Origin of the sequence: Bradyrhizobium hipponense, from assembly GCF_008123965.1 — a bacterium.
In the GTDB taxonomy this organism is placed as follows: domain Bacteria; phylum Pseudomonadota; class Alphaproteobacteria; order Rhizobiales; family Xanthobacteraceae; genus Bradyrhizobium; species Bradyrhizobium hipponense.
Genome location: NZ_VSTH01000019.1, coordinates 40,278 through 59,180, shown reverse-complemented (window position 1 = coordinate 59,180; position 18,903 = coordinate 40,278). Strand labels below are relative to the sequence as shown.

General features: G+C 64.5%; 20 protein-coding genes and 1 pseudogene. 10 read left to right on the top strand and 11 right to left on the bottom strand.

Translation table 11 applies throughout. The features are described 5' to 3' along the window. Positions 1–60: 60 nt before the first annotated feature. Together FXV83_RS06450 and FXV83_RS06445 are read left to right on the top strand one after the other, a co-directional pair. Positions 61–639, top strand: coding sequence for an HdeD family acid-resistance protein (locus FXV83_RS06450; RefSeq protein WP_148738372.1), 579 nt, complete (start codon positions 61–63; stop codon positions 637–639). A 238-nt stretch (positions 640–877) separates the two neighbouring features. Then, positions 878–1,963, top strand: coding sequence for a 3-deoxy-7-phosphoheptulonate synthase (locus FXV83_RS06445; protein WP_148738371.1), 1,086 nt, complete (start codon positions 878–880; stop codon positions 1,961–1,963). Between the two features lie 52 nt (positions 1,964–2,015). Here FXV83_RS06445 and FXV83_RS06440 read toward each other — a convergent pair whose 3' ends face one another. The 3 genes from FXV83_RS06440 to epmA are packed head-to-tail and all read right to left on the bottom strand — an operon-like array spanning position 2,016 to position 4,467. Continuing rightward, entirely contained in the window at positions 2,016–2,267 is a 252-nt protein-coding gene (locus FXV83_RS06440) for a hypothetical protein (RefSeq protein WP_148738370.1), read from the bottom strand. Positions 2,268–2,311: 44 nt separating this feature from the next. Beyond that, complete coding sequence (locus FXV83_RS06435) at positions 2,312–3,406, bottom strand: lysine-2,3-aminomutase-like protein (protein WP_148738369.1); 1,095 nt, start codon at positions 3,404–3,406, stop codon at positions 2,312–2,314. Further along, positions 3,403–4,467: an EF-P lysine aminoacylase EpmA gene (gene epmA, locus FXV83_RS06430; RefSeq protein ID WP_148738368.1), complete on the bottom strand. Its 1,065-nt coding sequence runs from the start codon at positions 4,465–4,467 to the stop codon at positions 3,403–3,405. The genes FXV83_RS06435 and epmA overlap by 4 nt, the downstream gene beginning before the upstream one ends. A 162-nt stretch (positions 4,468–4,629) precedes the next feature. On the opposite strand from epmA, the gene efp reads away from it, so the two are divergent. From efp to FXV83_RS06415, 3 genes are all read left to right on the top strand, one after another. Beyond that, positions 4,630–5,196: an elongation factor P gene (gene efp / locus FXV83_RS06425; protein ID WP_148738367.1), complete on the top strand. Its 567-nt coding sequence runs from the start codon at positions 4,630–4,632 to the stop codon at positions 5,194–5,196. Between the two features lie 23 nt (positions 5,197–5,219). Beyond that, positions 5,220–6,842 (top strand): M23 family peptidase, encoded by a 1,623-nt coding sequence (locus FXV83_RS06420; RefSeq protein WP_148738366.1) that lies wholly within the window; start codon positions 5,220–5,222, stop codon positions 6,840–6,842. 180 nt (positions 6,843–7,022) lie between these two features. After that, positions 7,023–7,931, top strand: a complete 909-nt coding sequence (locus FXV83_RS06415) for an amino acid ABC transporter substrate-binding protein (protein WP_148738365.1) — start codon at positions 7,023–7,025, stop codon at positions 7,929–7,931. A 15-nt stretch (positions 7,932–7,946) separates the two neighbouring features. On the opposite strand, the gene FXV83_RS06410 is transcribed toward FXV83_RS06415, so the two are convergent. Both FXV83_RS06410 and FXV83_RS06405 read right to left on the bottom strand, forming a co-directional pair. Beyond that, entirely contained in the window at positions 7,947–8,450 is a 504-nt protein-coding gene (locus FXV83_RS06410; RefSeq protein WP_148738364.1) for a cupin domain-containing protein, read from the bottom strand. Positions 8,451–8,471: 21 nt separating this feature from the next. Then, positions 8,472–8,951 (bottom strand): carboxymuconolactone decarboxylase family protein, encoded by a 480-nt coding sequence (locus tag FXV83_RS06405; protein ID WP_148738363.1) that lies wholly within the window; start codon positions 8,949–8,951, stop codon positions 8,472–8,474. 53 nt (positions 8,952–9,004) lie between these two features. Here FXV83_RS06405 and FXV83_RS06400 point away from each other — a divergent pair, with 53 nt between their 5' ends. After that, on the top strand, positions 9,005–9,553 hold the full coding sequence (locus FXV83_RS06400; RefSeq protein ID WP_148738362.1) for a MarR family winged helix-turn-helix transcriptional regulator: 549 nt from the start codon (positions 9,005–9,007) through the stop codon (positions 9,551–9,553). A gap of 30 nt (positions 9,554–9,583) precedes the next feature. Here FXV83_RS06400 and FXV83_RS42450 read toward each other — a convergent pair whose 3' ends face one another. Both FXV83_RS42450 and FXV83_RS06395 read right to left on the bottom strand, forming a co-directional pair. Further along, entirely contained in the window at positions 9,584–9,751 is a 168-nt protein-coding gene (locus FXV83_RS42450) for a hypothetical protein (protein WP_187435699.1), read from the bottom strand. 84 nt (positions 9,752–9,835) lie between these two features. Then, positions 9,836–10,087, bottom strand: a complete 252-nt coding sequence (locus tag FXV83_RS06395) for a hypothetical protein (RefSeq protein WP_148738361.1) — start codon at positions 10,085–10,087, stop codon at positions 9,836–9,838. A 186-nt stretch (positions 10,088–10,273) separates the two neighbouring features. Here FXV83_RS06395 and FXV83_RS06390 point away from each other — a divergent pair, with 186 nt between their 5' ends. After that, the gene (locus FXV83_RS06390) at positions 10,274–11,506 is read left to right on the top strand and encodes a lytic murein transglycosylase (RefSeq protein ID WP_148738360.1); all 1,233 of its coding nucleotides are present in this window, start codon (positions 10,274–10,276) and stop codon (positions 11,504–11,506) included. A 159-nt stretch (positions 11,507–11,665) separates the two neighbouring features. On the opposite strand, the gene FXV83_RS06385 is transcribed toward FXV83_RS06390, so the two are convergent. From FXV83_RS06385 to recJ, 3 genes are all read right to left on the bottom strand, one after another. After that, positions 11,666–12,457: an aldolase gene (locus tag FXV83_RS06385; RefSeq protein ID WP_148738359.1), complete on the bottom strand. Its 792-nt coding sequence runs from the start codon at positions 12,455–12,457 to the stop codon at positions 11,666–11,668. Positions 12,458–12,553: 96 nt separating this feature from the next. Then, entirely contained in the window at positions 12,554–13,363 is an 810-nt protein-coding gene (locus FXV83_RS06380) for an SDR family NAD(P)-dependent oxidoreductase (RefSeq protein ID WP_187435698.1), read from the bottom strand. Positions 13,364–13,395: 32 nt separating this feature from the next. Further along, positions 13,396–15,237 (bottom strand): single-stranded-DNA-specific exonuclease RecJ, encoded by a 1,842-nt coding sequence (recJ, locus tag FXV83_RS06375; RefSeq protein ID WP_148738357.1) that lies wholly within the window; start codon positions 15,235–15,237, stop codon positions 13,396–13,398. 287 nt (positions 15,238–15,524) lie between these two features. On the opposite strand from recJ, the gene FXV83_RS06370 reads away from it, so the two are divergent. Continuing rightward, a complete protein-coding gene (locus FXV83_RS06370; protein ID WP_148738356.1) occupies positions 15,525–16,607 on the top strand; it encodes a methyl-accepting chemotaxis protein in 1,083 nt (360 codons plus the stop codon). 202 nt (positions 16,608–16,809) lie between these two features. Here the strand turns inward: FXV83_RS06370 and FXV83_RS06365 are convergent, their stop codons facing one another. Further along, the gene (locus FXV83_RS06365; RefSeq protein ID WP_148738355.1) at positions 16,810–17,220 is read right to left on the bottom strand and encodes an ASCH domain-containing protein; all 411 of its coding nucleotides are present in this window, start codon (positions 17,218–17,220) and stop codon (positions 16,810–16,812) included. Positions 17,221–17,576: 356 nt separating this feature from the next. Between FXV83_RS06365 and FXV83_RS06360 the strand changes: the two genes are divergently transcribed. Both FXV83_RS06360 and FXV83_RS06355 read left to right on the top strand, forming a co-directional pair. Beyond that, positions 17,577–18,320 carry an SDR family oxidoreductase gene (locus FXV83_RS06360; RefSeq protein WP_148738354.1) on the top strand — a complete coding sequence of 248 codons (744 nt, stop codon included), beginning with the start codon at positions 17,577–17,579 and terminating at the stop codon, positions 18,318–18,320. 32 nt (positions 18,321–18,352) lie between these two features. Further along, positions 18,353–18,664 (top strand): annotated as a pseudogene (locus FXV83_RS06355) (methyl-accepting chemotaxis protein); the annotation flags it as partial. Between the last annotated feature and the right edge of the window lie 239 nt (positions 18,665–18,903).

Sequence of the window (18,903 nt, the reverse complement as noted above, 5' to 3'; positions counted from 1 at the left end):
GATGGCAAGCGCGGCGGGCATAGACTAGATTGGGCTTCATCTGTTGCTGCGAGGGCCGCCATGACATCGCCTGAGGACTTTTCACGGCTGCAATCCTCCATGAGCCACGCGGTCAAGGCGCATTGGAGGGCATTCCTATTCGAAGGCATCCTGCTCGCTGTTCTCGGCGTTGCCGCGCTGATCCTGCCGCCGCTCGCAAGCCTCGCGATCGCGATCTTCCTCGGCTGGATGTTCCTGATCAGCGGCATCGGCGGGCTGATCGTCACCTACTGGGCCCGCAACACGCCGGGCTTCTGGTGGTCGCTGATCTCGGCCGCCCTTGCCGTGCTCGCCGGCATGTTGCTGCTGGCGCGGCCGATGCAAGCCGTGCTGACGCTGACCATCGTGCTCGGCGCCTATTTCCTGGCCGAGGGCGTCGCCACCATCATGTATGCGCTGGAGCATCGCCGCGAGCTCAGCAGCCGCTGGTCGTGGCTCCTGATCTCGGGCCTCGTCGACATCGCGATCTCGTTCATGGTGATCACGGGGCTGCCGAGCTCGGCGGAATGGGCCATCGGCGTCCTCGTCGGCATCAACCTCCTGTTCGGCGGCGCCACCCTGATCGGCATGGCGCTGGCGGCACGCAACAGCAACACCTGAGGCGCCTCGTCACGCACTGCGCCGTTTTAGGGGTGACAACCCGCCAACCGCGCGCTATATGGCGATCCATGATCACCCTCGTCACCAGCTATTTTTGGTACTTTAGCTACGACAGCTCGCTGGCGGCGGGAGGATCGCGCTCAATCTGACACATTGCAGCAAACGTCCGAACAAGCCGCCGCCAGACCTGGCGGCTTTTTTATTGGCCGGCAGGTTCTTCAAAAGACAGGAGCCCGCCGTGCTGAGCACGACCGACGATCTTCGTATCCGTGAACTGAAAGAGCTGAGCACGCCGGAAGAGGTGATGCGGGAAGTCCCGCGCACGCTCACCGCGACGCGTGTGGTGATGGCGTCGCGCAACGCCATCCACGCGATCCTCAATGGCCAGGACGACCGGCTTCTGGTCGTGGTCGGCCCCTGCTCGGTGCATGATTCAAGGGCCGCGCTCGACTATGCCGAGCGTCTCGCAGGCTTGCGCGAAGACCTCGCCGACCAGCTCGAGATCGTGATGCGGGTCTATTTCGAGAAGCCGCGCACCACGGTCGGCTGGAAGGGCCTGATCAACGATCCCGACCTCGACGGCAGCTTCGATATCAACAAGGGCCTGCGGCTGGCGCGAAACGTGCTGTCCGCGGTCAACAATCTCGGCCTGCCCGCGGGCACCGAATTCCTCGACATGACGACGCCGCAATACATCGCGGACCTCGTATCCTGGGCCGCGATCGGCGCGCGCACGACCGAGAGCCAGATCCATCGCGAGCTGGCCTCAGGCCTGTCCTGTCCGGTCGGATTCAAAAACGGCACCGATGGCAACGTCCGCATCGCGGCGGATGCCGTCAAGTCGGCCTCGCATCCGCATCATTTCATGGCGGTGACCAAGCGTGGCCGCTCGGCGATCGCCTCGACCGCAGGCAATGAGGACTGCCATATCATCCTGCGCGGCGGCAGCAAGCCGAACTACGATGCGGAAAGTGTTGCGGCAGCCTGCAACGAGCTGGCGAAATCGGGCGTCGCGCCGCAAGTGATGGTGGATGCGAGCCACGCCAATTCAAGCAAGAAGCCGGAGAACCAGCCACTGGTCACGGCCGACATCGCTCGCCAGATTTCGGGCGGGGAAAACCGCATCATGGGGGTGATGATCGAGAGCAATCTCGTTGCCGGCCGCCAGGACGTGGTGCCCGGTAAGCCACTCGTCTATGGCCAGAGCATCACTGATGGCTGCATTGACTGGGCGACGACTGCAACCGTGCTGGAGCAACTCGCCGACGCGGTCGAGATCCGGCGCAACACCCGGCGCGCGGGGCTGCACGAGCGCTCGGCCTAAGGCGCAAACGCGGGCGGGGCGATGCTGTCGCGCCCTGCCCGCCGTTGCACGCTTAGCAGCCGCGACAGATGCTCTTGATCTTCTTGTCCAGCGCCGCGTCTTCCTTGTTCACGGGGTTATTAGGATCGCTCAGATTCTTCTCGCTCGGCACGTCGCTGGCACGCGGCTGGCGATGACCGACCGGCGCCTGCGGCAGCGAGCCAGCCGTGGCGCCGCCCGACGTCGATCCCTTGGCGCCGGTCTGCGCAATCGCCGTGCCGCCAAGCAAGATCACGAGCGATGCTGCAACCACGATCTTCTTCATTCTATACCTCCGTTCCTCAAATCGGCTTCCCCGCACTCAACCGCTCACGTCTCGGGCGGATAGAGATGAACGTCGCCGCAATAGTCCACGATACGATAGCGCGTTTCCGATGCCGCATCACGCGCATCAGGTGCGGTATTTTGCATCGGCAACACATAATTCGGCCCCACCGGCGACTTGCCGGCGCCCCCTGGAATGTCGATGACATAGTCGGGCTGACACAATCCTGATACCCGTCCGCGCAACTGGCGCATCAGGTCCTGCCCTTCCGCCAGCGTGGTGCGCAGATGCGCGGTGCCCGGCGCGAGATCGCCGTGATGCAGGTAATAGGGCTTGATCCGGCATTCGACGAAAGCTCGCATCAAATCCGACAAAGCGGCGACATTGTCATTGACGCCGCGCAAGAGCACCGACTGGCTCACCAAAGGAATCCCGGCATCGACGAGCCGCGCGCAGGCCGCGCGCGCCGGGCCCGTCAGCTCCCGCGCATGATTGGCATGCACCGCGACCCAGGTGGTCGCACCCTCGACCCTCAGCGCAGCGACCATCTCGTCGCTGACGCGCGCAGGCTCGGCCACGGGCACGCGGGTGTGAAGGCGGATGATCTTGACGTGATCGATAGCGGCGAGATCGGCCATGATCTCGCTCATCCGCCGCGGCGACAGCATCAGCGGATCGCCGCCGGTCAGGATCACTTCCCAGATCTCGCCGTGCGCGCGGATGTAATCGATGGCGGCGCGGTAGGCGCTGTCCGACAGCGCATTCTCCTTGCCGGGACCGACCATCTCACGGCGGAAACAGAAGCGGCAATAGACCGCGCAGACGTGAACGAGTTTGAACAGCACGCGGTCGGGATAGCGATGCACGATGCCGGGCACCGGCGAATGCGGGTAGTCGCCGATCGGATCGGCATTCTCGCCCGGCTGCACCTCCAACTCCGCGGCGCTCGGAACAAATTGCCGCGCGATCGGATCATCGGGATCGGAATTGTCGATCAGCTCGACCAGCGCCGGCGTGATCGCGACCGCATAGCGTGCGGCGACGCGCTCGAGCACCGGCAGCGCTTCGGCCGGCGCAAGATGCTCGGCCACCAGCTCGGCCGGCTCGCGCAAGGTGCGTGCAAGGTTGGTCTTCATCATGTCTCACTTAACGTTTCATTTGCAGGCGGTGTCCACACGACCTGATCAACTCGTGCTGCGCCGCTCGCCAGCATCACCAGCCGGTCGAAGCCGAGCGCGACGCCGCTCGCCTCAGGCATCTCCGCGACCGCGGCCAGAAAATCCTCATCCAGCGGATAGGCCTCGCCGTAGCGGCGCTGCTTCTCCGCCATCTCTTCCGTGAAGCGCCGGCGCTGCTCGTCGGCGTCGGTCAATTCGCCAAAGCCGTTGGCGAGCTCGACGCCACAGGCATAGACCTCGAAGCGCTCGGCAACCCGCGGGTCACCGGCCTTCACACGTGCCAACGCCGCCTCTGGAGATGGGTATTCGAACAGGATGGTCAAACGTCCCTGCCCCAGCCGCGGCTCGACATGCTCGACCAGGATCTTGCTGAAGATATCCGACCAGGTGTCGTCCTCCGCCACGCGGACTTTGCCGGCGGCTGCGGCGGCGAGCGCGGCCCGGTCGCCCTTCCCGCCGGGGATGGTCGCGAGCAGGTCAATGCCGGCGAACCTCTCGAACGCGCCGCCGACCGTCAGAAGCTCCGGCTCGGCGAAGGGGTCGGCGGACCGGCCGCGGAAGGAGAAGGTCCCGATTCCGGTTGCCTGCGCCGCATGGGCGATCACGACGACGCAATCGGCCATGATGGCGTCGTAGGGCGCGCCGGCCCGGTACCACTCCAGCATGGTGAATTCGGGCAAATGCAGATCCCCACGCTCGCGATCGCGGAACACCCGGGCGAACTCGAAGATTCGGGACTCTCCGGCCGCCAGCAGCTTCTTGCAGGCAAATTCGGGCGAGGTCCGCAGGTAACGGGGGACGCGGCTGCCATCCGGCCGCATGATCTCGGTCCGCGGGGCATGCAGATGGGTCTCATTGCCCGGGGAGACCTGGAGGACGGAAGTTTCGACCTCGACGAAGCCCTGTTCGGCAAAAAAGCCTCGTGTTGCGCCGGTAATGGCCCCCCTCGCCCGGAGGAACGGCCGCCGGTCGAGGTGGCGCCCAGGCGACCAGAACGGCGAGATCGGCTTGTCCCCAGCCATTAACCGACCGCCCCGTGGCACAGCAAAATGCTGGCTTCCAACGGCAAAATCAGTATGTTGCGGCCCGAAACGGGCGCCGAGGTCTGATTTGAGGCCCCAGGTCCCCCATCAATTTGACCAAGTCCTGGCCGGTGCCGGGCCAAGCAGACAGGAAATATCGCTTTGAGAGTCATCGCCAGTTCTATTCGCAAGGGCAACGTGATCGAGCAAGACGGCAAGCTATATGTCGTCGTGACCGCCGAGAACATCCATCCCGGCAAGGGCACCCCGGTCAGCCAGATCGAAATGCGCCGAATCTCGGATGGGGTAAAGATCTCCGAGCGCTACAAGACCACCGACCAGGTCGAGAAGGCCACGATCGAAGAGCGCAACTACACCTTCCTGTACGAAGATGGCGATGGCTACCACTTCATGAACCCAGAGACCTATGACCAGGTCCAGGTCTCCAAGGACGTCATCGGCGACTCCGCGGCGTATCTCCAGGAGGGCATGACGGTCAAGCTCTCGCTGCACGGCGCCAACCCGGTGTCGATCGCGCTGCCGCAGCGCGTGACGCTGGAGGTGGTCGAGACCGAGCCTGTGACCAAGGGCCAGACCGCCTCGTCCTCCTACAAGCCCGCGGTGCTGTCCAACGGCGTGCGCACCACCGTGCCCCCGCACATCGCCGTCGGTACGCGTATCGTGGTGATGACCGAAGACGGCTCCTACTCCGAGCGCGCCAAAGACTAAGCGAGGATCGAGGATCAGAGCAGGTGCCGCCGGGGGGCGAGACAGTGGGTAGGAAGACTTTCCGCTTCGTCTCGCAAGCCCTAGCGGCGCTTTCGCTCCTCCTTGCAACTCCGGTCGCTGCGGACGAATTCCGCAGCCCCTCGCTCACAGCCCTGCGCGTCGATTGGCGCGCAGCGCTGGACCAGCTCCGCACCGAGATCAACAGCCGTCCACAGATTGCCGGCGATTTCATCTTCGTGCCCCGCCGCTCGGTGCCGCGCAACGATCCGCGCGCGACGCCGGCGCTGGTGCAGCTCAACGCGGTCTCCTCACAATTCTTCACCGGCATTGCGCGCAGCTCGGTTCCCGTGCTGCTGCCGTTCGACGCTGCCGCTTACCTTGACGCGCAGCGCAGCGGCGCGCCGGCGACACTCGCGCTGTCGCGCTACCAGGCGGATTTCAATCCCGTCGATATGTTCGACGCCGGCCCAGCAGGCTATAGCGCCAGCTTTTCGCTTGAGCCCGGCGCAGGCGACGGCATGCCGACACGGGTGTTTGCACGGCCGGTCGAGGTGCAGATTACGGGCTCGGCGCTGATCTACGACATCGCCGATCCCAGCGCCGGCAAAGGCGAGCCGGTCAAACCGCTCGCAGCAACCTATCCGGACCTGCGCAGGTTCATCCGCGAAGGCTATGTGCGTTACGCCTTCACCCGCTTCGGCGTCGCCTATGTGGTGTCGATCCAGTGTCTCGACAGCGTCGCCAAGCCGCGGCGTCTCGCCTGCAAGGAAGCCTATCCGGTTGCCGAGCGTTTCCTGAAGGCGCTGCACATCGCCGGCGGGCGGCGAATGCCGCCGCTGACGGACATTGCCTCCAACGTCATCGATCGTCCCGCAGCGCGTTCGCCGGAATTCAGCTACCGGCCAAGCGGCGACATCATCCCGAATACCGGCTACCGCAACAAGAGCGGCCATCCCGACGTGATGGCCTATGCGCAGATCCGTTTTCCGCTCGAAAAGGCGCCCGCGTTCGTACGCTCGCAATCCTATGCCAGGCGCGACAAGATAGAGAGCACGACCGCCTATCCCTGGCGCGACAATTTCTGCGAGTCCCGTAGTTTCGAGGTCTGGCAATGCGGCGGCGGCTACGGCCACCAGGGCGAGGATATCCGCGCGGCCGAGTGCCCGCCGCAGAGCGAGGGCGGCGAGCGCTGCGACCCCAAGCAACGTGGCGTAGTCGCTGTGCGCGACGCCATCGTGATCCGCGGCGTCAAGGACCAGGCCGCGACGCTTCAAGTCAACAGCCGCACCGAGCACATCCGCTTCCGCTACATGCACATGAATCCGCAGGCCTTGAACGCCGATGGCTTGCTCAACGGCCGCATCGTCAGCGAGGGCGAGAAGATCGGCGTGGTCTCGAACTATCTCGACCATCCCGCCGGCACCTCAATGCACCTGCATTTCGACGTGCAGGTCTTCACCCGCGACGGCTGGGTCTGGGTCAGCCCCTACGTCACGTTGGTCTCCGCCTATGAGCGCCTGATCCGCGCCCGCGGCCGCGAGGTCGGCCCGGAGATCGCAGGCAGCCCACAACCCGTGGCACATGCGCTGCCGGAGGATGTACTCAAGCCCGACCTGCGTGAGGGCTCGAGCGGAGAGGATAATTGAGACTGCTCGCCCTAAAGCGGGGGTCCTCAGCGCGAGGCCTTGGCTGACAAGGCCGTTTTCCCAGCGCGTTATGCGACCTAGCGCCTATCTGGCCTCAGAATTGCTTGGCCACCGGCAAGCCAAGCAAGGCGGAATCCAGCCTTCGCGGGCGTTGCGTCGAAACAGAATGAAGGGAAGCACATGCGTTTTCTCACCACGGCGGCCTTCCTGGCCGTCGCGTTCGTCGTGCCGGTTCATGCGCAGGAATTGAGCGGCACGTTGAAGAAAATCAAGGAGACCGGCGCGATCACACTCGGGATACGCGACAGTGCCGTGCCCTTCAGCTACATCGACGACAAGCAGAAGATCGTCGGCTACGCCATAGACATCTGCATGAAGATCGTCGACGAGATCAAGGCCGAACTCAAGCTGGATAAGCTCGAGGTCAACGAGAGCATCGTCACCTCGTCTAGCCGGATTCCGCTGATGGCGAACGGTACCGTCGATCTCGAATGCGGCTCGACGACCAACAACGCCGATCGCCAGAAGCAGGTGTCCTTCACCAACACGCATTTCCTTACGGCAAGCCGCTTCGTGTCCAAGAAGGCCCTGAAGCTCGACCAGGTTGACGACCTCAAGGGCAAGTCCGTCGTCTCCGTCTCGGGCTCGACCAACCTGACCCAGCTCAACAAGGCCAATGCTGCACGCTCGCTGGGCATCACCGTGATGAACGCCAAGGACGTCCCCGAGGCGTTCCTCATGGTCGAGACCGATCGCGCTCAAGCGTTCGTCATGGACGACATCCAGCTTGCCGCCATGATTGCCTCCTCAAAGGATCCGTCGCTGTACGCGATCAGCACCGGCGCATTTTCCGACCCGGAGCCCTATGGCATCATGCTGCGCAAGGACGACGCACCGTTCAAGGGTGTGGTCGATTGGGCGACCGCAAAACTCTACAAGAGCCCGGAGATCGAGAAAATCTACAACAAATGGTTCATGGAGCCAGTGCCGCCGCGCGGCTTGAACTTCCACGTGCCGATGCCGATGTCGATGAAGAAGTCTTTCGAGAACCCCTCCGACAATCCTGATCCAGCCTCCTACGGAGGCTGAGTCATGTACCAGCGACTATTCCAGATAGGTCGTGAGCTGCGCGCCCTCGTCCGCCACGAATACGGCGATCAGTTCGGCCGGCTCGGTGGTGCTGGCATTGGCCGAGACCAGATGCGTCGCGCCCGGCGGTTCGAAGAAGGACTGGCCGACCCCAAACGTCTCGACAGGGCCGCCGCCGAGTTGGGAACGGATCTCGCCCTTGGTGATGTAGGCGGTTACCGAGCCTGCGTGCCGGTGCGGCCGTGAAAACCCACCGGGACCGTAGAACACGCGCACGATCGTGACGCGCTTGCCCGGCACGTTCGGCAACGCATAGGAGCCGATCGGCTCGACCCTGTCGAGCGGCGAGCTCTCGGCGGCATTGGCGCACAGCGGCGCCAGCGCGCCGGAGACCGTGTCCATCGTCACCGGCAACGCCTTACCGATCGCAAGAGCGCAAACGAGCCCGCCAACAACAGCAAGCATCGTCGGGCGCGATGGCAGTTGCCGCGGCGCGGCGGCCAAACTCATTGCAGTCATGTTGATCTCCCCTTCATGCACTCAGGATGCTGCGGCACTCGCCGCGACTGGCCGCTTCGCCGGCGTCCAGCGATACGCCGCGCCAAAGCGGTTCCAGACGTTGATCGAGGCAACCGCGGATGTCAGGTACATCAGCTCGGCCTCGGAGAATTCGCAGGCAGCCTCCTCATGGACTTCATCGCTGACACCGTCGGGTAGAAAGGTCAGCGCCTCGGTCCACGCCAATGCCGCGCGCTCGCGCGCGGAAAAGACCGGCGCCTCGCGCCAGACTGCGACCAGATTGAGCTTGTCCACGGGCACACCGATCCGCTCCGAGAGCAGGATGTGATGCTGCAAACAGAACGCGCAGCCATTGATTTGCGACGCCCGCAGCTTGATGAGCTCGAGGAGCTGCTTATCGAGGCCGGCGTTAGCCGCGACCCGCCCCAACGCAAGCACCAGATCATATGCATCGGGCGCAATCCGCTTGAAATCCTCGTATTCGCCGCGGGCGTGTGACATCGCCGTTCACCTCGGTTATTGTAATAGTCCTTACATCTTATAAGAGCTCTCATATGCCCCGCAAGACGGCTGACATCACGAGATCGCCACCGAGGCGGAGCACGGCTTCCCGAAAGGGCGCTGACCGGCCAGGCGCCGACGGAACACCGCGCGTGCCGGGCCCTGGCGAAGGCAAGCGCGGCGAGCGGGGCTATCTCGGTTATCTGCTGCGCCAGGCCCACGCCGCGGTCCGGCTGAAGATGGAGCGAACCCTCGCCGATCTCGGCGTGACCTCGCCGCAATTCGCCGTGCTGACCATGCTCAATGCCTACCCCGGCCTGTCGGGCGCCGACGTCGCCCGCCTCACCTTCCTGACGCCGCAGACCGTCGGCGTGATCATCCGCAATCTCGAACGCGACGGCGCGATTCTGATGACGCCCCATCCCGTCCACGGCCGCATCCAGCAATGGACGCTGACGCCACGCGGCGCGACGCTGCTGAAGGCATGCCGGGAGCGTGTGCTCGAGCTGGAGAAACGCCTTGCCAAGGGCTTGGACGGCAAGGCGGAAATCACAATAAGGCGGTGGCTGGCCGGGATTGCAGCCGAATTGCAGGAAAGCTAGGCGGGTCCGTGCTGCTCGCCAGTACGAGGCCTAATCGCCGCCTCCGTCGCCCCCGTCGGCATCAGAGAATCCACCGCAATCGCCGCCGCCTTGAATGCCTCGGCCGAAATTCTCGGCGATGACCATCAGGATCACGACGAACAGCCCTGCGCCGAAAGGCCAGGGATTGGCACGGATGATGTCGAACAGCTCCCGCATGCGTACATCATGCGCAGACAGGAACGAATCGAGCGTAAAGCGGCAGGCCTAAAGTTGGGGGTATCGATATTGGGGAAAGGCGCCCTACCCGCCCTTCAACGCATTCTTAACCTCGCCGTCGGGCCAGGTGTCGTCCGCCCCGATCACGCGCACACGGCTTTGGTCCGCAGCGTTCACCAGCACATGCGAACTTACCCCGTCACGGCAGTGCTCCAGATGCAGATCCGTCTCCGGTTTCCAGCTTAGCGTCGTTGCAAGATCGCCCGGAAAGATCTGCCAGTTTGATCCGTCGTCGAGCTGGACGACATGGCTTTCCGAATGCGTGCGTATCTTCATTCAGCCCGAATTGTCCTTACATAAGGGTCCGCGTTGCGGAAAGTGCCTCGACGATTGATCGGAGCGCTCGTGCGGAGGGAATGCGTGAGCGCGAGCGTTTGTTCCGGGGAACGCCGGGGCGGTCGGCTGTTCCTGCGTTTCCAGGAACCGACTCACAGGGATCATGTTTCCCGCTACAATCACTCCATGAAACAAGCTGATTCTTCGGCCAACCAGACCCGCCGCGCCCTGCTGAACTCTGCGCTCGGCGTAGCCGCCCTGCTCGCATCACCCACTTGCGTCCTCGGCGCAACGCCTCCCGGCTTCGATGAATGGCGGGAAGGTTTTCGTGCACGTGCAATGGCAAAAGGGATCTCGGCTGCGACCTGGCAGCGCGCGATGGCGCGCGTGGAGCCCGACATGAGCGTGTTCAAGCAGATGCGCAACCAGCCGGAATTCCACGAGCAGGTCTGGCAATACATCAACCGCCGCGTCTCCGACTGGCGCATCATCAACGGCAAGATTGCGCTGAAGAACAACGAGGCGTTGCTTGCGCGCATCGAGCGCGACTTCGGTGTCGAGCGCGGCACTCTGCTGGCGCTGTGGGGCGTCGAGTCCGCCTACGGCGATCCCCTGGTGCAGCAGAACCACATGACGCCGGTGTTTCCCTCGCTCGCCGCGCTCGCCTGGAACGAGCCGCGGCGAAAGGCTTATTGGGAGACCGAGCTGATCAACGCGCTGCGGATCGTCGACAAGGGTTGGAGCACGCCGGACGAGATGCGCGGATCCTGGGCCGGTGCGATGGGGCATTCACAATGGATGCCGGAGGTCTGGCTCAATGTCGGCATCGATTATGACGGCGACGGCAAGGTCTCGCCGTTCGGCAAGCCCGACGATGCGCTGGGTTCGACCGCAAAGTATCTCGTCAATCGCGGCAAGTGGCGCCGCGGCGAGCATTGGGGCTACGAGGTGCGCGCCCCCGGCGACGTCAGCGGCAACCGCACTTATGCGGCCTGGGCATCAGCCGGCGTCACCCGCGCCGACGGACAGCCGTTTCCGCAACCGACTGCGTCTGCGCAGATGTGGACGCCGGTTGCGGGCGGACCGACGTTCCTGCTGGGCCCGAATTTCTACTCGGTGAAGAGCTACAATCCCTCGATGAACTATGCGCTGGCGATCTGCCATCTCGGCGACCGCTGCCTTGGCGCTCCGCCCTTCATCCAGCCGTTCCCCGGCTCCGAGCGCGCGCTGACGCTGGCCGAGGTGCAGGAGATGCAGACACGGTTGACGAAAGCCGGCTTCGATACCGGGGGCACCGACGGCCGCGTCGGCAACGACACCATGAGGGCGATCAAGGATTTTCAGCAGAAGGCCGGGATCACGCCGGCGGACGGCTATGGCGGGTTGAAGGTGCTGGCGAAGCTGCGGCAGGGGTCGTAAGCAAACTCTCTCACTTCGTCATTCCGGGGCGCGCCACTTGGCTTGGCGCGAGCCCGGAATCCATTTATCCGCCTTGCTTGCCGCTCGATGGATTCTCAGATGCGCAATTGCGCATCATAGTTCGCGCTACGCGCGCCCCGGAATGACGCCACCGAGAGTTCAATGCCGGTATTGCGGCTCCTCGGCATCGAGCTGGCGACGGATGGCGGCAAGATGCAGGCGCGCGGATTCGGAATCGCCCTCGCGCATCTGCTGGTAGGTTGCCGCCGCCATCGCGGGATCGACCGGCAGAACCTTTCGCCCCGTCGACATCGCCAGCACCTGCACCTCGGCGGCACGCTCGAGGTAGTAGAGATCGTCCCAGGCTTCCGCGATGGTGGGCGCCAGCACCATCACGCCGTGATGCTTCATGAAGACGATGTCGGCGTCGCCGACCGCCGACGCAATGCGCGCGCCTTCGCGGTTGTCGAGCGCGAGGCCGTTGTAGTCGCGGTCCACCGCCGTGCGCCCGTAGAATTTCAGCGCGGTCTGCCCGGCCCAGATCAGGGGATCGCCCTCGGTCATCGACAACGCGGTGGCGTAGGGCATGTGGGTGTGGAAGGCGACCTTGGCACGCGGCAGGCGCTTGTGCATTTCGGCATGAATGTAGAACGCAGTCGCCTCGGGTTCGCCGTCGCCATCGAGCACGTTGCCGTGGAAATCGCAGATCAGGAGCTTTGACGCCGTCAGCTCGCGGAACGCGTAGCCGTAGGGGTTGACCAGGAAGAGATCGTCATGACCCGGCACGACGGCCGAGAAGTGGTTGCATATCCCCTCCTCAAATCCGTTGCGCGCCGCCATGCGGAAGCAGGCGGCGAGATCCTCGCGTGCAGTGCGGATCGCGTCAGTGGCGAAGTCCGGCCGGTTCGAGTGGACAGCTGCTGGTGAGGAAGCGTGAAGGCCGTGCGCCATGGCGAAGGAAACCTCTGTCGATCCGAAGACGCTGGCGTTGTACAGGGGCAACGCCAGTGCGTCAGCCCCTGCGAGCGCCGCCCTGCCCTGCGCAACTCAGGCCCGCCGCGGCACGCCGCCAGCGTTCATGCCGCCGTCGATGACGAGCTCGGTGCCGGTGACGTAGCGCGAGGCATCGGAGGCCAGATACAGCACGCCGCTGGCGATCTCGGCGGCCTGTCCCGCGCGGCCGAGCGGCGTGACGACCCTGGCCCGCTCCTCGGGATCGATCGGCGCATTGCCCTGATTGCCGGTCGCACCCGTCGGGATCTTGCCCCAGATCGGCGTATCGATGATGCCAGGATGCACGGAGTTGACGCGAATGCCGTCGCCGGCCGCCGCGCACTCCATCGCGATCGATTTGGCGAACAGCCGCACGCCGCCCTTGGTCGCCGAATAGGCCGACAGCCCCGGCGAGCCGCGCAGGCCCGCCAGCGAGGACATCATGACGATGGAGCCGCCGCCGATCTTGCGCATCAGCGGCAGGCAATGTTTCACGGACAGAAAGACGCCGTCGAGATTGATCGCGTTCTGCCTGCGCCAATCACCGAGAGTCATGTCGACGATCGAAGGCACGGCAATGCCGATGCCGGCGTTGGAAACGAGCACGTCGAGCCGGCCGTAGCGCTTGGCGATCTCGGCTGCTATCTCCATCCAGCGCTCCTCGCTGGTGACGTCCTGCTCCAGAAAGATCGCCTTGCCGCCGGCCTTGGTGATGCGCCTGGCGAGCTCGGGGCCCCTCAACTCGTCGATGTCGGTGGCAATGACCGTGGCGCCCTCGCGCGCGAACAGCTCGACGACGGCTTCACCGATGCCCGATGCGCCGCCCGTCACCAGCGCGACCTTGTCTTCAACCTGCCCTGCCATGTTCACTCCCTTTTTTTGTTGTTTGCGGATTTTTATCTGATCAGGGAGGGTCCCTGATCGGGTAGCGCGACGTCAAGGACGCGAAACTGCACGCGTTCGGCGCCCTGGTAGCGGTCGACCGACAATGAGCCTGCCACGTGCAGCTGCTGGCCGCGGTTGGCCACAAGCGCATTGCCGAGCTTCTGGCCGACCGAACGGAACGCGATGCCGTTGACAATGGCGCCGTCGCCGGACTTGAAGCGCAGGCGCAGATGCGCCTGTCCGACCTCGTCGGCATAGACGAGCTGATGCGCCGGCAGCGCCAGCACGACGTCCGGATTGCCGCTGCCGAACGGACCGGCGCGGTTGAGTGTGGTCGCGAGCTCCGTCGTCACTGCGCGCGCGGACACCGCGCCGTCGATATAGAGCTCGTTGACATGGCGCGCCTCCGCGACGTCGCGCGCCAGCGTGCTTTCGAGATAGGCGCGGAATTCGGCGAGCTTTTCCTTGCGCAGCGTCACGCCAGCGGCCATCGCGTGGCCGCCGCCTTTCAGCAAGATGCCGTCGACCACTGCTTGCCGCACCGCCTTGCCGAGATCGACGCCGGCGATAGAGCGGCCCGAACCGGTGCCGATGCCGCCGGGCTCAAGTGCTATGGCAAAAGCGGGCCGCGCAAACTTCTCCTTCAGCCGGGAGGCAACGAGGCCGACCACGCCGGGATGCCAGCCTTCGGAAGCCGTGACGATGACGCCGAGTTTGTCCTCGAGCCCGATCGAGGCAAGCGCCTCGGCTTCGGCCTGCGCTTCCGCCGCCTGCTCGATGACGCGGCGCTCGCCGTTGAGTCGGTCGAGCTCGGCAGCGATGCGCGCGGCCTCGGTGGTGTCGCCCTCGAGCAGGAGCCGCACGCCGAGATCGGCGCGGCCGATACGGCCGCCGGCATTAATGCGCGGCCCGAGCATGAAGCCGAGATGCCAGGCCTCGGGCGGCCCGTTGAGGCGCGCCACATCCATCAGCGCGGTGTGGCCGACATGATCGCGCCGCCGCATCGCGATCAGGCCCTTGGCGACGAAGGCGCGGTTGAGGCCGATCAGCGGCGCCACGTCGGCCACCGTGCCGAGCGCAACGTGATGCAGCATGCCGAGCAGATCGGGCTCCGGCATCTCACCGCTCCAGAAGCCGCGCTGGCGCAGCTCGCGATTGACCGCAACCAGCGTCACCAGCACCAGCCCGACGGCCGCGAGATGGCCGAGGCCGGAAAGATCGTCGGGACGATTCGGATTGACCAGCGCGTCGACCTCGGGAAGGTCGATGCCGGATTGGTGGTGGTCGATCACGACCACGGACATGCCGAGGCGTTTCGCCTCGGCGAGCGGCTCGATGCTGGTGGTGCCGCAATCGACGGTGACGAGCAGCGTGGCGCCCTTTGCGGCCAGCGCGCGGACCGCTTCCGTGTTCGGGCCATAGCCCTCGAAAATCCGGTCGGGAATGTGGATCAGCGGATCGAGCCCGCAATGGCGCAGGTGCCAGGCAAGCAAGGCCGCCGAAGTGGCACCGTCGACGTCGTAGTCGCCGAAGATCGCGACCGTCTCGCCCCGCACCGCCGCGTCCGCGATCCGCTTTGCAGCAGCTTCCATTTCCGTGACCGTGAACGGGTCCGGGAGGAGCTTGCGGATGGTCGGATCGAGGAAGTCAGACACCGCATCGATGTCGACGCCGCGGCCGGCCAGCACTCGCGCCAGGAGTTCGGGCAATTGATGGCGCTGCACGATGGCGAGCGCCTTGGCCGCTCCGCGCGCGTCCAGCCGGTCGCGCCAGAGCTTGTCCGTGAACGAGCGTGCCACGCCCAGGAAGGCGTGGGGCGCTTCGACCGGCAAGGCGGTGGCGGGCGGCGTCATGATTCGAGAGACTGACTGTTGGGAACTCGGGGCCGGACTATCACGCAGGCGTCCGGTTGCTCACTTAAGGGATTGGCCGGCAATCCCTCGGGATTTGCAACGGCAGCCGGGCACAAAGCGGTGGATGGCCGCGCTGCAGGCAGGAGTGACTACCATTTAGGCATTCCGCCGAACAGCAAATTAATCGGGCGTTAGGCGGAATCCTCGAAAAAGACTCGTATTCGATCTGTAATTTGTTGTTCAGGGTTCTTTGCAGATCAGGCCTCATTGCCAGGGGAAGTTACCCGATGTCTGCAGCGCTGGGTCTGAAAGCCAAGCCGATCGCGAACGGAACCACCGCGCCCGACGATAATTCCGACATCTCCGCACTGATCAACCGCTTGACTGCAGAGGTCAACCAGATCGCGGTCGACAAGACCAAGTCGATCCAGCAGATCACCAACCAGATGAAGATGCTGGCGCTCAACGCGCTGATCGAAAGCTCGCGCGCCGGCGTGCAAGGCGCCGGCTTCGCGGTGGTTGCGCAGGAGGTGCGCGGCGTCGGCCAGCAGGTCGAGACCATCGCCCGCGAGTTAGAAACCCAGCTAACCAAGCGCACCGGCGACCTCGTTGCCTCGATCGAACGCATGAGCCAGCGTTCGCGCGGCGAGCGCATGGTCGATCTGTCCCTGAACGCGATCGAGCTGATCGACCGCAATCTCTATGAGCGCACCTGCGATGTGCGCTGGTGGGCGACCGACTCCGCCGTGGTCGATTGCGCGGCCTCCCCGGGCGCTGCGGCGGTCTCGCATGCGTCGGAGCGCCTGGGCGTGATCCTCGGCGCCTACACCGTCTATCTCGATCTGTGGCTCTGCGACTTCGACGGCAACGTCATCGCCAATAGCCGCGCCGACCGTTTTCGCGTCGTTGGCCAGAACGTCGCCCACACCAAATGGTTTCGCGAGGCCAAGAGCCTGCGCTCCGGCGACGACTATGTCGCCGGTGACGTCGAGAACCAGCCGCTGCTCGGCAACGCGCAGGTCGCGACCTATTGCGCCAACGTCCGCGCCGGCGGCCAGGCCAACGGCGCGCCGCTCGGTGTGCTCGCCATCCATTTCGACTGGGAGGCGCAGGCCCGCGCCATCGTGCAAGGCGTGCGCGTCGGCGACAGCGACAAGGCGCGCGTGCTGCTGGTCGACTCCAACTTTCGCGTGATCGCGGCCTCCGACGGCCAGGGCATTTTGAGCGAGCGCATCGCGCTGTCGCTGAACGGCCAGCGCTCCGGCTTCTATCAGGACCACTCGGGCACCCTGGTCGCGTTCCATGCAACGCCCGGCTACGAGACTTATCGCGGCCTCGGCTGGTACGGCGTGATCATCTGCGGGGCGTGAGGCGGCCCCGATGACGCTGACCGTCAACTCAAAATCTGAAAAACAACCCCATGCACAGTAGAATGGGCCTGACAACACAGGGCTTTTTGCCCCGCTCGATCGTTTGAACACTGGCAATCTGCAACGATTGCGTAATCTGTCGGTCTGGCAATTTACCTATCCCCGGTGGCAGCCGGTAGAGCCTTCGCTGCGCACGCAAATATCAGCTCTTCGGGCGATTGCCGAAGACCTCGATCAGGCGGAAGCGCTCGCACATCAGCATCATGTCCTCGCTGAACCGTCCCAGCCGGCCGAAATAGGTGCGATGGGCGCTGCGCCAATAGGCCAGGCTCCGATCGCCCTCTCCCTCGTCGAACGCAAAGTCGGCCTCGACTTCGTCGAAGCGTCGATAGGTCACCTCGGTGCTTTCGATGACACAGCGTGGTTCTGCGCGCCCGTCGAGCACCACCCAGCGCTCACCGGGCGCGGACGTGTTCGGCTCGTCTTCCGTGCTGCAAGTCGCAGTCTTGATGCCCTTGATGACAAGTTCGAGCAATTCATCCGCGAGCGCGGGACTGTCGCCGAACGCGAACGTTCGGAGGTGTCGATATTGTTCAGGGATCGGCTCGCCCATGGCTTTCACGCCTTGATGTCACATCTCAACGACGCAACGGCCGCACCGCTGCAGGCACAGAGCGACGTTGTCGAAATCTGCGATTGCGTGCAAGGGCCAGCCTGCCGTCGCCCTCCCTGCGCAAAAGAGACGCGACAATCTGCGGCAGGTGGGCGCGCGTTTGGGACATAAGGGCACGATCCCTGACGGATTGCCGCCGCAACGCGACGCAACGTCTTGAGCATTTTTCGGCAACGTAGGCCCGTTCCGGGCAAGAGCCTGCCCCATTGCTCCTGTAAAACGCGGCTCACGTCGGGAGCGTGAGTAACCTCCGCCCTTGGTCATCTCACGTTCGCAACATGCAGAGGAGACATGCCATGAAGATCGTCGTGATCGGCGGAACCGGGTTGATTGGATCCAAGCTCGTGGCGAAGCTCAAGCAGCAGGGCCACGAGGCCGTGCCAGCCTCGCCAAGCTCGGGCGTGAACGCCGTAACGGGCGAAGGCCTCGCTGCGGCGCTGGCGGGGGCGGACGTTGTCGTCGACGTGGCCAACGCACCGTCCTGGGAGCCTGCCGCCGTACTCGAATTCTTCGAGCGATCGAGCATCAACCTTGTCGCGGCGGAGGCCGCTGCCGGCGTCAAGCATCATGTGGCGCTGTCGATCGTGGGGACCGATCGCTCGCCCGACATCTCCTATTTTCGTGCCAAGCTCGCCCAGGAGACCATCGTCAAGGCGTCTTCGATCCCCTACTCGATCGTCCGCGCCACCCAGTTCTTTGAGTTCCTCGGCGCCATTGGTGAAGCGGGGGCAGTCGGAGGCAATATCATCGTTCCATCGGCGCTGTTTCAGCCGATCGCGGCCGACGATGTAGTCGATTGCCTCGTGGAGACCGCGACGGGGCGGCCGCTAAACGGCACGATCGATATCGCAGGCCCCGAGAAGGCTCCCTTCAATGAATTCGTCGCGCGACGCCTGAAGGCGTCCGGCGACAGTCGTCCAGTGGTCGGAGACCCAGGCGCGCAGTATTACGGCGCCGCCATTAACGACACCTCGCTGAACCCGCTCGGCGAGGCGCGGCTCGGAAAAACGCCGCTCGCAACATGGCTCGCGAAGCTGTGAGTATCCGCCCCTCCTGCAATCGCGACAGTCACGGCAATGGCGCGCCAGTCGGCGTCCTCGCGATCCAATTCGACTGGGAGGCGCAGGCCCGCGCCATCGTGCAAGGCGTGCGCGTCGGCGACCGCGACAAGGCGCGCGTGCTGCTGGTCGACTCCAATTTTCGCGTGATCGCGGCCTCCGACGGCCAGGGCATTTTGAGCGAGCGCATCGCGCTCTCGCTGAACGGCCAGCGCTCCGGCTTCTATCAGGACCACTCGGGCACCCTGGTCGCGTTCCATGCAACGCCCGGCTACGAGACTTATCGCGGCCTCGGCTGGTACGGCGTGATCATCTGCGGGGCGTGAGGCGGCGGAAGGGCCGATGCCGACGACGGAGGTCGGTGGATCGCAGGCCCGAACAAAATCACGAAAACAACCCCATGCAAAGTAGCCGCGATTGGACGCGTGATGCCTCGCTGGCTGCCCTAAACCCTTTGATATTTCGGGCAAAACGGACGATCGTCGCGCGATCGTGACGCGGCTCCGGTGCATTGCGCCGTTCCGCGCCCGGATAAGCGCTTGGGGTGCGTATCCCCTTCTTGCCG